Raw genomic sequence first — 17,297 nt, 5'->3', positions numbered from 1 at the left:
AACAGTCCACGTATCACGGCACGTACAGCAGCCGCATCGAAACCGTCAGTAATTTACTGACGGCTCCTCACCAGCGCGTCTCCCCGGCGAAATACCGGGCAGCCTTGCGGAGAATGTCACGCTCTTCCTCCAGCTCACGGATCCTCTTCCTCGCGGCGGCCAGCTCCGCCTGAACCGCGTCACCGCCAGACTGCGGAGCGGCCGTCGGCGCGGAGTGGGCGCCGGAGCGGCGCCCGTCGGCGGCCCGGATCCAGTTCCGCAGTGTCTCGGTGTTCACTCCGAGGTCGGCGGCGACCGACTTGATCGCCGCTCCCGGACGCGACCGGTACAGCGCGACTACTTCCGCCTTGAACTCGGCGGGGTAGTGCTTCATCCCCACGGGGACTCCGTTCTCCTGGACCATCAAGATCCAAGTCTCTCCGGTGTCCAAGATCCGGGGCCAGGGCCCAAGGCCGGGTAGTTAGCGTTTTCGCTGGTCACGCAAGGGGAGTTGCGGTCCATGCTGTGGCGGCATAGAGGCCGGGGCCGAGTTTGTGGATGAGGCCGGTTTCGGCCCATCTGGAGAGCTGTCGATACATGGTCTCCATGGTGATGTCGCCGAAATGGGAGGCGATGTCGCGCGGGCGCCAGAGGCGGTCGGGGTCCTTCTCGAGCAGGGCCAGGATTCGGTGACGGCGGCGCTCGGCGAGGGCAGTGTGCCGGTCGTCCCGGGAGACGGCGGGGAGCTGAGGGCGGGATTCCGGAGGCTCGTGGACGTTGATGTTAAGTCCGGTGATGGTGCGGGTGTTGTCGGGCCTGCCGTCCTCGTGGCGGGTGCTGTAGCGGGACATCGGTGACTTGACCTTGCGGGTACTGACCCGCTGGCGTCGGGGCGGGAGGAGGCGGGTCAGGATCCGGTGGCCGATCAGTCCGAGACGACCGGCGTCGACGGGGTCGGTGATGACGGCGGCGGCCTGGACGACCTGATCACGGGCGGTCTGGACGGCGACGGTGAAGCAACAGCGGTCCGGGTCGGTGCCGGGCTGGGACTCGGCGGCCTCGACCATCACAACCCGCAGGGCCTGGTAGAGCGTGAGCAGAGCCCACATTTCCTGCTCGACACCGGCCGGGTCGCCCGAACGCAGGACGCGCCCGTTCATGATCGTGTGGCGGAGCGCGTAGTACGCCGATTCGTGTTCCCACCGCTGGTGGTAGAGACCTGCCAGCACGGCCGCCGGGTAGCGGCGGGCGTCGGTCAGGGTAGTGACCAGCCGGTAGGAGCCTGTGAAAACGGTCCCGTCCGCGCAGGTCACAGTGATGGACGCGTCGATGACACGGACTTTTTCTGTACCGATCACCGACAGGTACGAGCCGTCGCCAAGACGCGTCAGGACCGGGGTGCGGCGGTTGGTCCGGAGCCGGCCCAGCACCTGTGCGCCGGTCGCGTTCACGGCGGCGAGGAAGCTGTTGCCGTCGAAGCCCTTGTCCCACAGGACCAGCATGTCCGGCCGCAGCAGATGCAGCAGCTGTGAGGCGTAACCAGTCTCGCCGCCGGCTGGCGGCCCGAACACCGCGCCAATGAGCGCTCTGGTCCCGGTCTCGACCAACGTCATCAACTCCATGGTGGGATAGCCGTGGTGAGCCGTCCGCCCCAGCCAGACCCGGTTCCGCTCAGAGTCGGCGACCTTCTGCGAACTGCACCCGTCGAACGACACCGTCCGGAACGGACCGAATCGCACCCCCGGTGTCGTCGGCCGGGCCAGTGGCCCGGCCAGCACCTCAAACAATGCCCGCACCGGTGCGACTCCAAGTCGGCGGCGCAGATCACGCAGAGCCTTCGGCGTCGGACCGACCACCGGAATCCCGTCCAGGCCCACCGCCAGCTTGTCCCAGACCAGCCGGTATCCGACCTCGGGGAACAGGCACATCGCAAGCAGGAAGTACACCCCGACCCGAGACGGGAGATCACGCAGTCGCCGCTGCACCGACCGCGTCTCCTCCAGAACCGCGTCGACCAGCTCAAACGGCACGACGGCTGTCAGCTCGCCCAGATGCCCCGGCGCGAACCGGCCCGCCGCCACGGTGACCGTACGGGTGATGGCCACCACCGGGACCGAAAGGACATGATGAAACGGCAACAGAGCTCCTCGGGTACAAGCTGTCTTGGACGACTGCCTGTACCAACGAGCTCCGTTGCTCCACGCCGAGAATCCCTCAACGCGCTTGCGTGACCAGCGAAAACGCTAACTACCCGGCCTTGGGCCAGGGCCCGACGAGCCGAAGTCAGTATGTGTGCACGGTGCAGGACCCGGAGGGCAATCTGTAAACCTTCGGCACCTACCGCGGTCCGTGTGCAGGGTGGGTGACGTGAACGGTGCAGGGGGCCCTGCACCGTCTCCACCGGGTGGGCGTCAGTGGCCGGCGGCGAGTTCGCCGGTGAGTTTGCCGTGCAGGTCGGCGCTGGGGTAGTTCAGGTTGACGATCGTGACGGTCTTGCCGCGCCGCTTGTACGTGGTCTCGATGGGCGTCCCGGACGTGGCGGCGCTTATGTCGATGACGGCTTGTCCGGGGCGCCGCGTAGTCGAACTGGCCGACGAGGCCGTTGGAGGAGGCGAAGAACGGTCTGTCCGCCGGCGGCCCACGCGATCCGGAGTTGCTGGGGCGCGCTCTTCCACCAGCGCGCCCCCGCACCCGTTCCGCCAGTCACTCGCCGGATTCGCCGGTCAGCACCACCAAGGCGAGAGTGACCAGCCCCAGTACCGGAAGAACCCAACCAAGCCTACGGGCCGCCGACAACCACAGAGCACAGACCACAAGCGCCAACGCTGACAGCGGGACCAGTACCACCGCGCCATGAGTGAAGACCTCTTTCGGGCACGAGATTCGTCTGTGTGATTGCCGTGCAGCGGGCGGTTTGGAAGGCAGTGGTGGATGTGCGGCGGTCGGGATCGATGTGCGCGCCTGGACTCCGTCGCCTCGATCACGACGCGGCGAAGGCCAATACGACCTGGGGATGAGTCACCGTGCGGGCACCGCCCCAGCCGACCCCGGTTGCGCTCGCTGCCCAGGACCGCTGAACAGCAGCTGCCCACGGGTCGGCCCCATGCCCGCCGGGTTTGAGGACCCGGCCGTTGACCCGGAGGACACGGCAACCCGGCAGACAGCGGCCGGGCACCTGCGGATGCCGTCGGTTCGCCGTGTGCGGATGCCGTCGGTTCGCCGTGCGAAGGGGGCGCGTACACACTTCGTACCGGCAACCATGTCCGCGCGGGAAAGAGCCCCAGCGATCCAGGCCATTACCCAGTTTCACTGAGCAGGCAGTCGCACCGAGTAGATGGACGGTGTGTCGAGGCTGCGGGAGACGAGCATGGCACCGGTCACGGCGAGGCGCCCTCGCCACGTTGATCGGCCGCCTCCTGGACGACGGAGCCGCTCACGCCGCGGTAAGAGGGCGGCGAGGTGGCCGACGCCGTCGCCGCGCGCATGCGTCGAGCCTTCGTGCACATGGTCGTGTGAGACCCCCGTGCGTCCGGGCACAGGCCCGTGACGCACGGAGGCTTCTCTGTCCTCCCGGCAGTGAAAGGGTCAGGGACAAACTGCCGCGAGGAGCTGGGGGACGCCGCCCCTGCCCACCCGGGCGGCGCGGTGTCAGCGGGTCTGTGCCGCGGAGAGGGCGCGGTACACGCCGCTTTCGGACAAGGCCTTGTAGGCTTGCCGATAGATGTCCCACAGTTCGGTGTACCGCTTGTGGTACGCGGGATCCGGCTGGAAAGTGCGGTCGACGTGGACGGTGGCGGTCACGCCCTCCTCGACGTCGCCGAACACTCCGGCTCCCACGGCGCCGAGGATCGCCGCCCCGAGTACGGCGCACTCGCCCTCGCGCAGTATGGCGGTCGGCTTGCCGTAGACGTCGGCCTGGATCTGGCACCAGAGCTCGGACTTGGTGGCGCCTCCGGCGAGACGGATCTCGTTGAGTTCCAGGCCCATCGCGTCGTAGCCGTCCAGGACTTCTCGGGCCTCGTAGGCCACGCCCTCCAGGACGGCACGGGCCATGTCACCGAGGGTGTGCTTCAAGGTCAGCCCCAGGAAGCCCGCCCGGGCGTGTTCGTCGTAGTGCGGAGTCATCGACCCGGCCAGGTACGGGTGGAAGACCAGTCCGTTGGCACCGGCCGGCGAGTCCGCGGCGAGATCGTTGATCAGGACATAGGGATCCGTCTTGGTGAAGGGCTCGATGTAGCGGGCCATGTAGCCGATGTTGTCGCGGAACCACCGGTAGGCGGCGCCCGCGGCGGCCTGTATCCCTTCCGCCTCCCATGCCCGGTACGGGGTGGCGTGCACTGACCGGGTGATGACCCGGTTGGGGTCGTTCACCGACTCGGCGAGGAAGGCCACGGAGTTGCCCGCGGTGCCGAAGGTCAGTTCGCACAGGCCCGGCCGGATGGCGCCGGCCCCGATGCCCGCGCATTGCTGGTCACCGCCGCCGGTGGAGACGGGCAGGCCGACCGGCAGCCCGGTGCGCTGGGCCACGGAGGGTGTGACTCTTCCGACCTGGTGGCCGGAGGGGACGATCGACGGGAGCAGGTCGGCGGAGATGCCGACGAAATCCAGCAGCTCCTGGCTCCAGGCGAAGCGGTCGACGTCCATCAGACCGAAGAGCGACGCGTTGGAGTGGTCGACGACGTAGTCCGGCACGTCGCTGAGTCGGCGCAGGAAGTACTCCTGGGTGCTGAGGATTCTGCTGGTGTGCCGCAGCACCTCCGGTTCGTTCTGCGCCACCCAGAGGATCTTCCCGATGGGCCAGAACGCGCTGATCGGCAGGCCGGTGATGTCGTAGAAGCGTTCGTCGCCGATCTGCTCGCGCAGTTGGTCCAGCTGCGTGGTGTGCCGTGTGTCCTGCCAGGACAGTCCCCGGCCGTCACGCAGTACGTTGCCGTCGGCGTCGATGTACAGGTGCAGGCCGCGCTGGGTGGACAGGCCCAGGGAACGGATCTCCTGCGGATCGACTCCGGAGGTCTCCACGACGCGGCGGATGACCTCGAAGTTGGCGTCGTCCAGAAGGTGGATGTCCTGGTCGACCCACCCGGGATGCGGGTACTCGCAGCCGTACTCGCTCGTGGCCGCCGCGACGACAACTCCGGTCGTGTCGTACATCTTGGCCCGGGCGCTGGTGGTTCCGTTGTCGAGTCCGATAATGTAGCCGGCCATCATGTCCTCCTTGACATGGTTCGCGGGTCAGCTCGCGGTATCGACGGCCCACCGCAGCTGGGCAGCGAGCGAGGGGGCGGCGGGCAGTGCGGAGTCGAGGACGGCACTGCCGATGGTGAAGGCCCAGAAGTCCAGGTCGGCAAGGCGCCGGATGCGCTCCCGGCTGTCGACGGAGCCCGCGTTGACCACCTGGAGACCCGGCACCGAAGCGACCGCGTGGAGCAGGAGCTCCACGTCACCGGTGTAGCGGTAGCCCAGCAGCATGGTTCCGGTGACGCCTTCGGTGCCGACAAGCTTCTCGCAGCCGGAGACGATCTCGTCGATGGTGCCCCGCAGGCGGCCGGGCTCGCTGTTGACGTCTCCGACGGTGGGGTAGTAGCCGATCGGCGTACCCTCGATGACTTCGAGTACGGCGTCGGTGTGGGTGCCCCCGATGAGGATGTCCGCCCCAACCTGCAGGGCCAGGCGGGCGGCCTCACGTTCCGTCTCGGGGTTGGCGCCGACGACCTCGATCACCAGCCTGCGCCCGTCCGCGACGATGCGTTCGCCCAGGCGCGCCAGGTCGGCGAGGGAGTGGCCGACGTTCTTGAACCCGACGTAGGGCAGTTCCTCGGCGGTGAGCGAAGCGGCGACGGCGGCGTAGACCTCGTGCGCGTCCGGAATGGTGACGTCGTGCTTGGTGAGCATGAACTGGGTGATCACTGTGAGCCTTCTCTTTTCGTTGCGGTGACAGGTGTCGGACTGTTGCGGGAACAGGGGGTCAGATCAGCGCGTGGGCGGCGAGGACGATGCTGGTCAGGGTCCAGATCGCACCGGCCGGAGGGTCGATGTGGGTGTCCCCGTGGTTCTGGATCGCCCTGGCCCAGAATTCGCCGAGCAGCCCGGCCGCGCCACCGACCACGGCCCCCACGAGGAGGGAGCCGCTCAGATATGCCCCGGTCGCTGCCGTGAGCGTCATGTGGTGGGTGACCGGTACTCCCTTTCCCACGGCGGCGAAGCCGAGGGAGACGGCGGACACCGCGAAACCGAGGGAGAGGGTGACCGGGCCCAGCTCGGGCTGGGCTTCGGCCAGCGCGAGGGTGGCGTAGGAGGCCAGCAGGCCCGCGACCACTCCGAGGAGCGCCGCCTGCGACATGCGGCACTGGTGCGGGACCCAGGCTTCGTCGGCGGTGGGACTGAAGCGCCGGCGCAGGGTCGTGCCGTGCGGCAGGTGGCCGAACAGGCCGCGGTGGCCGAAGAGCAGGCGGGCCCCCACACCCAGGACGACGACGATGAGGGCGGTCGCGTTGGTGTACTGGTTCAGGGTGCTGCCCCACAGTCCCATGATCGTTTGCCCGACGAGGCCGAACACGCCTCCGATCAGGAGTGGGCCGGCTTTGCCGAGGTCGGCCAGGGAGAAGGCGATGTCCTTTCCGTCGGTGATGTGCTTGCGTCGCATGGCATAGGCGGCCGCGGCGGCCCCGCCCGCGAAGGCGACGTGGGGACCGAACAGGGGGCCGTTGGCCACCACATCCAGGAAAGTGGGACTACCGCCCGCGAGGACGATCGAGATCCCGGCGATCAGGGCCATCCCGCAGAAGATGAAAGATGCCAGTGCACCGATGGCCGCTCCGAACGCGCCGCCGGCGAACGCCGTCAACAGTGTTGGTGCGTCCATGCCTGCCTCCACTGTATGCATGTTGCGTTGTTGTTCGAAATGTTGCGGATTGCGGTTCACCGTAGAGCTAAGCGGGCATGTTGGCAACACTTAGTGCGCAAGGATTTGCGTGATCTCGCGTGAAAGGGAACAGTGACCGCATGGCAACGCAGGGAAACGCAACCGACGAGACCCTTCTGAAGTCCCAGCGGCACGAACGCATCCTCGCCATGCTCAAAACGTCTGGGCAGGTGCACGCGGGCGCCTTGGGCGAGCTGTTCAAGGTCTCCGCTTACACCATCCGACGCGACCTCGACGAGCTGGCCGATGCCGGGGCACTGCAACGTGTGCACGGCGGCGCCGTGCTCGCCTCGCACGTCCCGAAGAGCTACGAGGAACGCAAGGGCAGCGGGATCGGGGAGAAGACGCAGAGCGCACGCGCCGCGCTGGCTCTCATCGCCGAGGACGACGTCGTCATCATCGACGGCGGCAGCACCACGGCCGCCCTGGTGCAGGCGTTGCCCACCGGGTACCCGGCCACCTTCATCACCCACAGCCCCGCGATCGCCAATGAGCTCCTGCGCCGGTCCGTCCAGGAGACCATCCTCATCGGCGGCCGGCTCGACCCGCACTCACGTGTCGCCGTCGGCGCCCTCCCCGTCGAGGCCTACACCAAGATCTCCGCCGACATCTGCTTCCTCGGCATCTGGGGACTCAACATCAGCCAGGGCGTTACATCGCCGTACTACGACGAAGCGCAGGTGCGCAGCGCCATGGTGGGTGCGGCCAACAAGGTCGTCGGCCTCGCCGTGGCGGACAAGCTCGGCACCGGTGGGCCGTTCACCGTCGCGCCCGCGAGCGCGCTGACGCACCTCTCCGTCGAAGAGGGCGTTCCCGGCGAACTGACCCGGCCCTTCGAGGAGATCGGCATCAGGATCCTCAGGCCGGGGCCGCAGCTGTGAGGCCTCATCCGGTGAACGTCGTTCTCACCGGATTCCGGCCAAGGTACGAGACGGCCTCTTCGGCGGCCTCGGCCAGGTCGTCGGCGAGCAGCACCGACTGATCGCCACTTAGCTGATGTGCCGTCAGCCGAAGATGCATGGACGGCGCGGACCGGAGGAGGGAGAAACTGTCGCCGACGCGGGCGAGCCACCCCCGCCGCAGCAGCCGTTCGGACACGGCTTGGGCGTCCGTGTCCACCGGCACCCAGAGGTTGAGTCCGTCACTGGCCCGCACGTCGATGCCGCGCGCCCGCAGCAGGTGCGCGAACCGGGCGTTGCGCTCCGCGTAATGCGTGCCAGCCCGCTCGATCAGAGCCTGCGTGGCCGGATCGGTCAGCAGGGCGGCGGCCAGACGCTGGAGCAGATGGCTGGTCCACGTGCGGCCCGGCCCGATCCGGGTCGCCAAGCGCTGTGCCGTCCTCAGGTCACTGGCGACCAGGGCGACGCGCAGATCCGGTCCGAGGAACTTCGACAAGGACCGCACCAGCGCCCACCGGGCGTGGTTCGGCGGGACAATGCTTCGGTACGGCGAGCGGGAGAGCAGGGAGAAATGGTCGTCCTCCACGATCAGAACGTGTCGGTGTCCGGCCAGGACCGAGCGCAGCTCCTCGGCGCGGGCAGCGGACAGGCCCACTCCCGTGGGGTTGTGGGCGCGCGGTGTGCACACCACGGCACGCACCCCCTGGCCGAGCGCGGACCGTAGCCCCTCGGCCGTCATCCCCTCCGCGTCGACCGGCACGGGGACGGGCCGGTACCCGGCAAGACGCACAGTGTTGATGCTGGCCAGGAAGCAGGGGTCCTCCAGCGCCACGGCGTCCCCGTGCATGAGGGCCTGGGCCAGCAGTCTCTCCACCGCCTCGACGGCGCCGCCCGTCACCGTCAGATGGGTCGCGCGGGGCTGATCGTCCTTCAGCCACGGCAGCGCCCACCGGGCCAGGACGGGGTCGATCGTAGGCTCCCCGTACAGCACCGGTGGTGTCCGCGCGGGCCGGGCAGCGTCGGGGTCGGGCAGGAAGGCGGGGTCCGGGTTGCCGTGGCCCACGTCGCGCAGGGGGCTGTCCGTCGCGGAGCCCTCCTGGTCTACGGCGCCGACGGCTTCGGTGATCAGGGTTCCGGCCCGCCCCCGGCCGACGGCCACGCCCGCCCGGATCAGCGTCCGGTAGGCGGCCATGACCGTGTTCCTGTTGACAGCCAGCTGCTCGGCCAGCTGCCGCACGGGGGGCAGCACCGTGCCTGGGGTCAGCTCCCCCGCGTCACTGAGTGCACGGACACTCGCCGCGATCTCGCTCGCCGTGCTCCCGGTGATCCGCATCATCACTCCCTAGTTTTGACATAAGCCATGCTAGCTTTTGTCCTATGCCAATGGAACCAGTGGGGTCTGCCTCTCCTTACCCGAAGGCAGAGAACGTCGCGGACTTCGTTCACAATCTCGGCGTGGTCCGCGCCCGCATCGACTCCGCCGCCGAACGCGCCGGACGTACCGGGGGAGAGGTCCGGCTCCTGCCCGTCAGCAAGACCGTGCCCGAGGAGCGCGTCCGCCTGGCGGTCGCGGCTGGCTGCCGCGTCCTGGGGGAGAACAAGGTCCAGGAGGCGAAGCGCAAGTGGCGGAGCCTCTCCGACCTGGAGGTGTCCTGGTCGGTGATCGGTCACCTCCAGACCAACAAGGCCAAGGACATTGCCGAGTTCGCCGCCGAGTTCCAGGCCCTCGACAGCCTGCGCGCCGCCGAGGCCCTTGACCGGCGCCTGCAGGCCGCGGGCAGGGGGCTGGACGTCTACATCCAGGTGAACACCTCGGCGGAGGACTCCAAGTACGGCCTCCCGCCCGAGGAGTTGACCGGCTTCCTGAGGAAACTGCCGGACTTCACGGCGCTGCGCGTCCAGGGTCTGATGACCCTGGCCGTCTTCACCCCGGACACCGAACGGGTCCGTTCCTGCTTCCGCCTCCTGCGCGGTCTGCGCGACCGAGCCCGCGAACTCGACCTCGTCGGACCGGGCGGACTGTCCATGGGTATGTCCGGTGACTACGAGACCGCCGTCGAGGAGGGTGCCACCGTGGTCCGCGTCGGTCAGGCGGTGTTCGGCTCCCGGCCCCTGCCGGACAGCCACTTCTGGCCCGGCGTCGCCGCGGACGGCAGCAGCGCCTCGTGAGACGGACCGCGCGGACCTCCTGGTGGTTCGCGGCGGTGCCGGGCTCATCGCGCACGACTCCCGGCACCGCATCCCGTCCGACGCCCGGCGGACGACCACAGAGATGACGGGGCGACCCCGGCGGATCGGGATGTCGTCGGGACGTCACCCTTCGAGAGTGACCGCACGTGTCGCACACACGGTGGGCGTTGTCGGTGACCAGGCTCCGGGGCGCCATACTGGGGTCTTGCCCTGCCATCGTGCGGCGTGGGACAGGCGAAGGGGAAACGGCAGTGATCAACAGGGTGCGACAGTTGCGCAAGGAACGCCTCATGACCCTGGAGACGCTGGCCGACCGCGCCGGTGTCACCAAGAGCTACCTGTCCAAGGTCGAGCGCGGCCAGAGCGTCCCGTCGATCGCCATCAGCGCCTCGCTCGCCAAAGTTCTCGACGTACCTCTCGACAACCTCTTCTCGGACGCCGGGGAACTCACTGACGTCACGGTCACCCGAGCCGGCGAACGCCAGTCGCTCACCGCTGACGACGAGGCCGGGACCCGTTACGAGGGCATAGCCCTCGAGGTCGGCACCAAGAGCATGACCCCCTTCATGCTCTACCCCCCGCACGACGCCGGGCCCGTCCCCTTCCGCGACCACCCCGGCGAGGAGTTCATTTTCGTCCACCACGGGCGGGCCGAACTCATCCTCCCCTCCCGCACCATCACCCTCGACCCGGGCGACTGCGCCTACTTCAAGGCCACTCAGCCGCACAAGGTCCGCTCCCTCGGCCCGGAACGCGCCGCCGTCCTCCTCCTCGTCTCCGACGACCACGCACACGCGGACTCCGCGAGCGCACCGCGTCTCCAGCTCCCCTGACCGCCGGCCGGCGCACGAGCTCACACCTCCAGACGGGTCGGGGCAGTCCAGGCGCAGCTCGGCGTCATCGAAAGGGTTGTCGACGAACGCGCAGTGGTGGGGCCTGTCCGTGCCGGGATGGGCGTTCGGACGGAAGTACGTACAGGTCAGGCACATCCTTGAGACCGGGATGGCCTTGCGCTCCTGCAATGACCTGATCACGCTGCTTGTGCCCCGCAGTATGGCGGCGAGGTCTTCGGGTGCGAGGGTCGACAGTGCCTCCCCGAACTCCTCCGACATGCGTACCAGGCGTTCCGCCTCCGCGCTCCCGTCCTCGGTCGGCGTCAGGGACACCGCCCGGGCGTCGGACGGGTCGCGCTGCCGCTCGACCAGGCGCTTGGTCGTCAAGGTCCTGACCGCGTCGCTGATCGTCGGCGGTGAAGAGGCCAGCGCGAGTCAGGTCGTTCAGCCGCCGAGGACAGGGGGCGCCAGCGAGCAGCGTGAGGATGTTCGCCTGCAGCGGTGAGAGCCGGTACGGGCCGGCGCGAGCGCGTCACCGGCCACGGAGAATGCCCACACGACGTGCCGTCCACAGGTCACGTAGTTGCCCCAGCTCTCGGAGAGGCTGTCCCGTCAGGCGCAGCCCTCGCCCGTCCTCGCTGGAGAAGTCGTCGAACCGGTCCCAGCGGTCGCGGACGACCCCGATGTCGAAACCGCGACCCGTGTCCCACACCTCGATCCTGACCCGGTCAGGCCGGCCCCGCATGCCACGCAGGAGGTGAACGTCCAGGAATACGGGGGCATGCCCGTGCCGGACTCCGTTCGTGACCAGCTCGCTCGTCACGAGGGTGGCCACACCGACGAGTTGCGGGACATGCCACGCGTTGAGCCGTTCCGCGACGTGAGCGCGTGCGGCACGGGCGACATGCTCCGTCGGCGGGAGGCGCAGGCCCCGCCGGTCCTGGGGAGTGGCATGGGGGGTGACGTGCAGCGGCGTACTCATGGCAGTGCCTCAGCCCTCGCGCAACTAGTTGCGTTTGGTTTCGTAAATGCGCGATTTTAGGTTTATTTGCGCGCAATGTGCAACTGAGTGCACCTCTTGCAGCATGACACAAGGTGTCCTATGGTGAACAATGTTTACTCCGGTGTCGCTCCCGAGCGGCACGATTCGTACGCGGGCTCGTCGGCAGACGGCCCCGGGACTGGAGCAGAAAGATGGCAAAGACCCTGCGAGACTCGAAGGACGTGCTCGTCGGCCGCGCTCAGCGGCAGATGAACGACCACTTCGGTGACTCCAAACTGACCACGCGGCAGAAGCTGGCCCTGACGTGCCGCATCGCCTTCGACGGCGGACACGACTCCGGGCTCGCGGGCCAGATCAGCGCCCGCGGGCAGAAGACCGGCACCTACTACACCCAGCGCCTGGGGCTCGGTTTCGACGAGATCACCGAGGACAACCTGCTGCTGGTCGACGAGGACCTACAGGTCCTGGAGGGGGACGGCATGCCCAACCCCGCCAACCGGTTCCACTCCTGGATCTACCGCAGCCGCAAGGACGTGAACTGCATCGTCCACACGCACTCCCTGCACACCGCGGCGCTGGCCATGCTGGAAGTCCCCCTTGTGATCTCCCAGATGGACACCACGCCCCTGTACGACGACTGCGCCTTCCTCAAGGAGTGGCCAGGCGTCCCTGTGGGCAACGAGGAGGGTGAGATTATCTCCGCGGCCCTCGGTGACAAGCGCGCCATCCTCCTGGCCCACCACGGCCAGCTGGTCACCGGTGCCACCGTCGAGGAGGCCTGCAATCTGGCGATGCTCATCGAGCGCGCCGCCCGCCTCCAACTTCTCGCCATGGCCGCGGGGACCATCCAGACCCTCGACCCGGTTCTGGCCCGCGAGGCCCACGACTGGACCGGCACCGACCGCCGCAGCAAGGCCAACTTCGCCTACTACGCCCGCCGGGCGCTGCGCAACCACCCCGACTGCGTCTCGGGGCAGGTGGAACTCTGATGGCGAACCCGCCGCTGAGGGGCATCATCTCCTACCCTGTCACCCCCTTCGACACCGCCACCGGCGACCTCGACCTCGACGCGCTGCGTCGGCTCACCAACGACCTGGTGGAGGCGGGCAGCCACGGCATCGCCCCGCTGGGCAGCACGGGGGAGAGCGCCTACCTGCGCGAAATGGAGTGGGACGCCGTCTGCGAGACCACACTGCAGACTGTCGCGGGCCGGGTCCCCACTCTGGTCGGTGTCTCGCACTGGAGCACGGAAGGCACGGTGCGCCGTGCCCGCCTGGCTGCACGCAACGGGGCCACCGCGATCATGGTGCTTCCTCAGGTGTACTGGAAGCTGACCGAGGCCGAACTCGTGCGGCACTACAGCACGGTGGCCGCGGCGACTGAACTCCCCATGATGCTCTACAACAACCCGGGCACCAGCGGCGTGGACCTGTCGCCGGAAACGGTGGTCGCGCTCGCCCGCAAGATCCCTAACCTGACCATGGTCAAGGAAAGCTCCGGCATTGTTGACCGCTTCCGTACCATTCAGGACCTGTCCGACGGTGCCCTGTCGGTCTACAACGGCAACAACCCGGTCGCGCTCGAGGCTTTCCGCTCCGGCGCCGTCGGCTGGTGTACCGCGTCGCCCTGTCTGGTCCCGCAGTGGGCCCTGGCTCTCCACGAGGCGGCGACCAGCGGACAGGACGAGCGGGCCGAGGCCATCCTGACCGAGCTTCTGCCGTTCCTCGAATTCATCGTCGGCTTCGGCCTGCCGCGCGCCATCAAGGCGGGCCTCGAACTGCAGCAGCGCGATGTCGGCCTGCCGCGGGCGCCTCTGCTGCCGCTGCCCGACAAGGAGACGAAGCAACTCAACGAAATCCTCGACCGGTTGGCCTCTCACCCCCTGGTGGGCAACCCCACCGGTCCGGCCGCTTGAGACCCTGAGCCGCTCGCTCCGCCGACGGAGCGAGCGGCTCAGGCCCAGCACCACTGTTTCACGGACAGATACGCGGTACGGGGGACGGACAGCACTTCCCCGTGCGGGCCCAGCGGGCCCCGCAGTGACCCACCGCGGGACCACGCCCGCCAGCCCCGCTCGCAGAGTGAAGGAAGGCCATGTCTCACGCCCCTGTGACGCATCATCGGTACGAAGCTCCGCATGCTGCCAAGTCGGCGCTGCTGCGCAGAACTCTGCGGCGTCACGCGGCGGGTGTCACGGTCATCACCGTGCCCGGACCCGCAGGTTTCACCGCCACCTCCTTCAGTTCCGTTTCGCTGGATCCTGCCCTGATCTCCTTCTGCGTGGCCGAGGGTGCCTCGGTCGCGGCGGCTGTGTGCCGGGCCGACCGCTTTGCCGTCCATCTGCTGGGCGCTGACAACGCCGAGCTGGCCGAGCGGTTTGCGCGCAGCGGTGTGGACCGGTTCGCCGGCATGGCCCGCCTGCACGAGCATGACGGGCTGCCGGTCCTCACCTCGGTACCGGCCTGGCTCACCGCCCGCGTTGTGGCCCGGTATCCCGCTGGTGATCACACCCTGGTCATCGGCGAGGTCGACGCCGGCGGAGTACGGGCGGACACCCCGGCACTGATACGCCACAACGGCGACTACGCCACACCCGCACAGCTCACACCCCCGCTCCCCGCAGCATAAGAAGGGCAGGCACGTGAGAAGAGCTCTTACCTGAGGAGTACCGATGCACTGTCTCGACTGCCGCATGCAGGGAACAGTCAACACCGCCGTCGCACTGTGCGTGACCTGCGGAGCCGCAATCTGTCAGGATCACGTTAAGCTCGCGGCCGGTTCCAGACGAGGCCCCCTCCTCGGCCCCCTCAACAGCCAGGCCCGTGAGGTGCGTTGCCGCCAGTGCGGGCAGGGCTAGGCACTTTCGTTTGGATCATTTGGTCGTTGGTTCCGCGCCGTCTTTGGAGGTGATCTTCTCGTCGTCGTACTCGAAGGTCATGGCGGCGGCGAGCGCCGCCCACCGGTCGGTACTGCGCCCGCGACGGTCCAGCAGGATCTTGAAGGCGATCTCCGGTTCGTGCCGGGCGAGGCTCTCGTCGGCGGGGGAGCCGAGCTAGGACTGCAGGACGGCGGCAGGGTCGGGGTGCTGGTCGAGTTCGTCGTCGCTGAGCAGCCGCAGCAACCTGGCCACGGGCGGGGTCAGGGCAAGCACCGAAACGCCTCCGGAGTCGGCCTTATGCACCGCACCAGCGGCGGCACTCGCGAGACCAGCCTCGCACCCCTCATCCGCGAGGCCGCCGACGGCGGAGCTGCCGTTGCCGGGACCGGGTCGCCGGTGGCTGAGGACAGCCCGTTGCGCGAGGAAAGCCGAGTCCCCGGCCGATGAGCGGGTGGGGCAGCGCGCTGCTGTAGCTGGGGCCGGTGGCCGGCTGAAGGCCGTAGGTGGTGGAAAGGCGCAGCGGCTGCGGAGGGTGGGCCTTACGGCTGATCTTCTTCTGCGGCTTGCCCCCGGCTTCGGCCAGACTCCGGCGCCCCCCACACCGTCGGCCAACCCGGGTCCGGTCGCTCCCATCCGAGAGGCGGTGATCGGTTGTTGCACGGTCGGCGGCAGGGGGCGTAAACGACCGGTTCCGCCCCCAGAGCTACGGAAGTGTGGGCAGCCAAGCGGAAGCAAATAGGACCGTCGAAGAAACAGGAGTGCCGACGGCAGCGAGAAGCCCCGTGGGGACTGGCCCCATCGCACTACCGCAGTCCACGGTGCCGCCGGAGAACCTCGCGGCAAAGTACACTGTGGCTCCAGAGAACGCCGTGCCGCTGAATCCCGCCGTGCCGCCGGAGAATGTAGTGGTTGGCTCCGTACTCGACGGGTGGGACGTGGCCGATCTCACCGTGGAGTCGGCGGTGGCAGTACCAGTCGATCCACTCGGCGGTGGCGAGTTCGACCTGGGAAAGTGTCTTTCAGGGCCGGCCGGGTTTGATCAGCTCGGTCTTGAACAGGCCGATCGTCGATTCCATCAGGGCGTTGTCGTAGGCGTCGCCGACCGAGCCGATTGATTCCGCGATCCCTGCTCGGTCCAGATGCTCGGTCAGCGCGAACGATGTGTACTGCGACCCCGCGTCCGAGTGATGTGTCAACTCGCCCTGTTCGTACGGGAATCCGTCCCGGTCGCGTTGCCACAGGGCCGTCTCCAGGGCGTCCAGGACGAGCCTGGTCTCCTTGGTGGTGGAGGCGGACCAGCTGACGATGCGACGGGAGAAGGTGTTTATGACGAAGGCGACGTAGACGACCCCGTTCCAGGTGGCGACGTGCGTGAAGTCCCCGACCCAGCAGCGGTTGGGGGCACTGGCGACGAAGTTGCGGTCGAGGAGGTCCGGGGCCCGCTCTGCGGCCGGATCGGTGATCGTCGTGATCACCTTCCTGCCGCGGACGGCGCCGGTGATGCCGAGCTCGCGCATGAGGCGCTCGACGGTACAGCGGGCCACGGCGTGTTCCTGCCGGTTCAGCTCGCGCCAGATCTTCCGGGCTCCGTAGACGCGGTAGTTGGACGTGTAAACCTCCTGGATCCGCTCCTTGAGTTCCTCGTCGCGCACGGAACGGGCGGAGGGAGTTTCGAGGCGTTTCTTGCGGGCGTAGTACGTGGAAGGGGCGATCTTGCAGTCTTGCTCGGTGAGGGTTCTGCAGATCGGCTCGACGCCGCCGAAGCGGTCCTGGTGCTCGTCGATGAACGCTACGAGCGAGTGTGTGGCCGGTCGAGCTCGGCCGCGAAGAAACTCGCCGCGGCCTTCAGGATCTCGTTGGCCCGCTTCAGTTCGGCGTTTTCCTTCCTCAACGCTTTGAGCTGGGCGGACTCCTCCGTCGTCGTCCCCGGCCGCGTCCCCGCGTCGATCGCGCGCTGCTTCACCCAGTTCCGCACCGTCTCGCCGCGGGATCCGATGCCGAGCTTCACCGCACGGCGGCGGAGCTCAAGGGGGTAACGGGAAGGTTGTGCCATGACTCGATCCTTTCATGAAATCGAGTCTCCATTCGAGCCGGGGCGGTTCACTCTTCGACTTGACCACCACAGAGCACTGTGCACCGTGAAGTTGCAGGTGTGCGTAGGGTTCGAAATCCTCGTACTGGTCGCGGGAGAATGACTTCGGCGAAGATCGTCGGTCACCGGGAGACTCGGTCAGCGGTTGAGCTGCGCCGTCAACTCCCGGTTCGCGGCGCGTGCGGCGGCGAGGTCCTCGCCGCGCTCGAGTTCAGCAGGGAGGTCGAGGATCTGCTGCTCCAGCTCGCCGGTCTGACACAGTCGTGTGATGTGCGCGGACAGACGGCCGTTGCGGGCCGTGAGGTTCGCGACGTCAGCCAGCAGCGACCGGCGGCTAAGCCTTGATCCACCGATGTGACGGCCGTGGATGGCTCTTCGGGAAACGAGGAAGTGCCTTGTGACCTGCGATGATGGGAGTTCTTGAGGCTTCCAGCACGCACGATCGGCAAGGCACTTCCGAGATGCAAGTTTCCCATACTCCAGCGGCGGTCTCCGCTGCGT

15 protein-coding genes and 2 pseudogenes are annotated in these 17,297 nt (G+C 68.1%); 7 read left to right on the top strand and 10 right to left on the bottom strand.

The genetic code is table 11. The annotated features are described in order from the left end of the window. Nucleotides 1-67: 67 nt before the first annotated feature. From AB0E67_RS35295 to AB0E67_RS35270, 6 genes are all read right to left on the bottom strand, one after another. Entirely contained in the window at nt 68-373 is a 306-nt protein-coding gene (locus tag AB0E67_RS35295) for a transposase (RefSeq protein ID WP_362034790.1), read from the bottom strand. Nucleotides 374-476: 103 nt separating this feature from the next. Then, a complete protein-coding gene (locus tag AB0E67_RS35290; protein ID WP_362034789.1) occupies nt 477-2,117 on the bottom strand; it encodes an IS4 family transposase in 1,641 nt (546 codons plus the stop codon). A 273-nt stretch (nt 2,118-2,390) separates the two neighbouring features. Beyond that, nucleotides 2,391-2,621, bottom strand: coding sequence for a hypothetical protein (locus tag AB0E67_RS35285; protein WP_362034787.1), 231 nt, complete (start codon nt 2,619-2,621; stop codon nt 2,391-2,393). 1,006 nt (nt 2,622-3,627) lie between these two features. Then, the gene (locus AB0E67_RS35280; RefSeq protein ID WP_362034785.1) at nt 3,628-5,184 is read right to left on the bottom strand and encodes an FGGY family carbohydrate kinase; all 1,557 of its coding nucleotides are present in this window, start codon (nt 5,182-5,184) and stop codon (nt 3,628-3,630) included. 27 nt (nt 5,185-5,211) lie between these two features. Then, nucleotides 5,212-5,886 carry a hypothetical protein gene (locus AB0E67_RS35275; RefSeq protein ID WP_362034783.1) on the bottom strand — a complete coding sequence of 225 codons (675 nt, stop codon included), beginning with the start codon at nt 5,884-5,886 and terminating at the stop codon, nt 5,212-5,214. 58 nt (nt 5,887-5,944) lie between these two features. Further along, nucleotides 5,945-6,841, bottom strand: coding sequence for a hypothetical protein (locus tag AB0E67_RS35270; protein WP_362034781.1), 897 nt, complete (start codon nt 6,839-6,841; stop codon nt 5,945-5,947). A 140-nt stretch (nt 6,842-6,981) separates the two neighbouring features. On the opposite strand from AB0E67_RS35270, the gene AB0E67_RS35265 reads away from it, so the two are divergent. After that, entirely contained in the window at nt 6,982-7,782 is an 801-nt protein-coding gene (locus AB0E67_RS35265) for a DeoR/GlpR family DNA-binding transcription regulator (RefSeq protein WP_362034779.1), read from the top strand. 4 nt (nt 7,783-7,786) lie between these two features. Here the strand turns inward: AB0E67_RS35265 and AB0E67_RS35260 are convergent, their stop codons facing one another. After that, complete coding sequence (locus tag AB0E67_RS35260; protein ID WP_362034777.1) at nt 7,787-9,133, bottom strand: aminotransferase class I/II-fold pyridoxal phosphate-dependent enzyme; 1,347 nt, start codon at nt 9,131-9,133, stop codon at nt 7,787-7,789. Nucleotides 9,134-9,177: 44 nt separating this feature from the next. On the opposite strand from AB0E67_RS35260, the gene AB0E67_RS35255 reads away from it, so the two are divergent. Further along, nucleotides 9,178-9,969, top strand: a complete 792-nt coding sequence (locus tag AB0E67_RS35255) for a YggS family pyridoxal phosphate-dependent enzyme (RefSeq protein ID WP_362034775.1) — start codon at nt 9,178-9,180, stop codon at nt 9,967-9,969. Between the two features lie 272 nt (nt 9,970-10,241). Further along, a complete protein-coding gene (locus AB0E67_RS35250) occupies nt 10,242-10,823 on the top strand; it encodes an XRE family transcriptional regulator (RefSeq protein ID WP_362034773.1) in 582 nt (193 codons plus the stop codon). Between the two features lie 532 nt (nt 10,824-11,355). Here AB0E67_RS35250 and AB0E67_RS35245 read toward each other — a convergent pair. Beyond that, on the bottom strand, nt 11,356-11,805 hold the full coding sequence (locus AB0E67_RS35245; RefSeq protein WP_362034771.1) for an ATP-binding protein: 450 nt from the start codon (nt 11,803-11,805) through the stop codon (nt 11,356-11,358). 212 nt (nt 11,806-12,017) lie between these two features. Between AB0E67_RS35245 and AB0E67_RS35240 the strand changes: the two genes are divergently transcribed. The 4 genes from AB0E67_RS35240 (at nt 12,018) to AB0E67_RS35225 (ending at nt 14,683) form a co-directional block, all read left to right on the top strand. Next, entirely contained in the window at nt 12,018-12,815 is a 798-nt protein-coding gene (locus AB0E67_RS35240; RefSeq protein WP_362034769.1) for an aldolase, read from the top strand. Further along, a complete protein-coding gene (locus tag AB0E67_RS35235) occupies nt 12,815-13,741 on the top strand; it encodes a dihydrodipicolinate synthase family protein (protein ID WP_362034767.1) in 927 nt (308 codons plus the stop codon). The genes AB0E67_RS35240 and AB0E67_RS35235 overlap by 1 nt, the downstream gene beginning before the upstream one ends. Before the next feature lie 179 nt (nt 13,742-13,920). Further along, on the top strand, nt 13,921-14,454 hold the full coding sequence (locus tag AB0E67_RS35230; protein WP_362034765.1) for a flavin reductase family protein: 534 nt from the start codon (nt 13,921-13,923) through the stop codon (nt 14,452-14,454). Nucleotides 14,455-14,497: 43 nt separating this feature from the next. After that, nucleotides 14,498-14,683 (top strand): DUF2180 family protein, encoded by a 186-nt coding sequence (locus AB0E67_RS35225; protein WP_362034763.1) that lies wholly within the window; start codon nt 14,498-14,500, stop codon nt 14,681-14,683. A 923-nt stretch (nt 14,684-15,606) separates the two neighbouring features. Here the strand turns inward: AB0E67_RS35225 and AB0E67_RS35220 are convergent. Further along, nucleotides 15,607-16,757, bottom strand: a pseudogene (locus tag AB0E67_RS35220) (IS3 family transposase); the annotation flags it as partial. A 177-nt stretch (nt 16,758-16,934) separates the two neighbouring features. After that, nucleotides 16,935-17,297, bottom strand: a pseudogene (locus AB0E67_RS35215) (hypothetical protein); the annotation flags it as partial.

Origin of the sequence: Streptomyces sp. NPDC032161 (assembly GCF_040636995.1) — a bacterium.
Taxonomy (GTDB): domain Bacteria; phylum Actinomycetota; class Actinomycetes; order Streptomycetales; family Streptomycetaceae; genus Streptomyces.
Note: the sequence above shows the minus strand (reverse complement) of the source record. Positions and strands in the feature narration are given on the sequence as shown.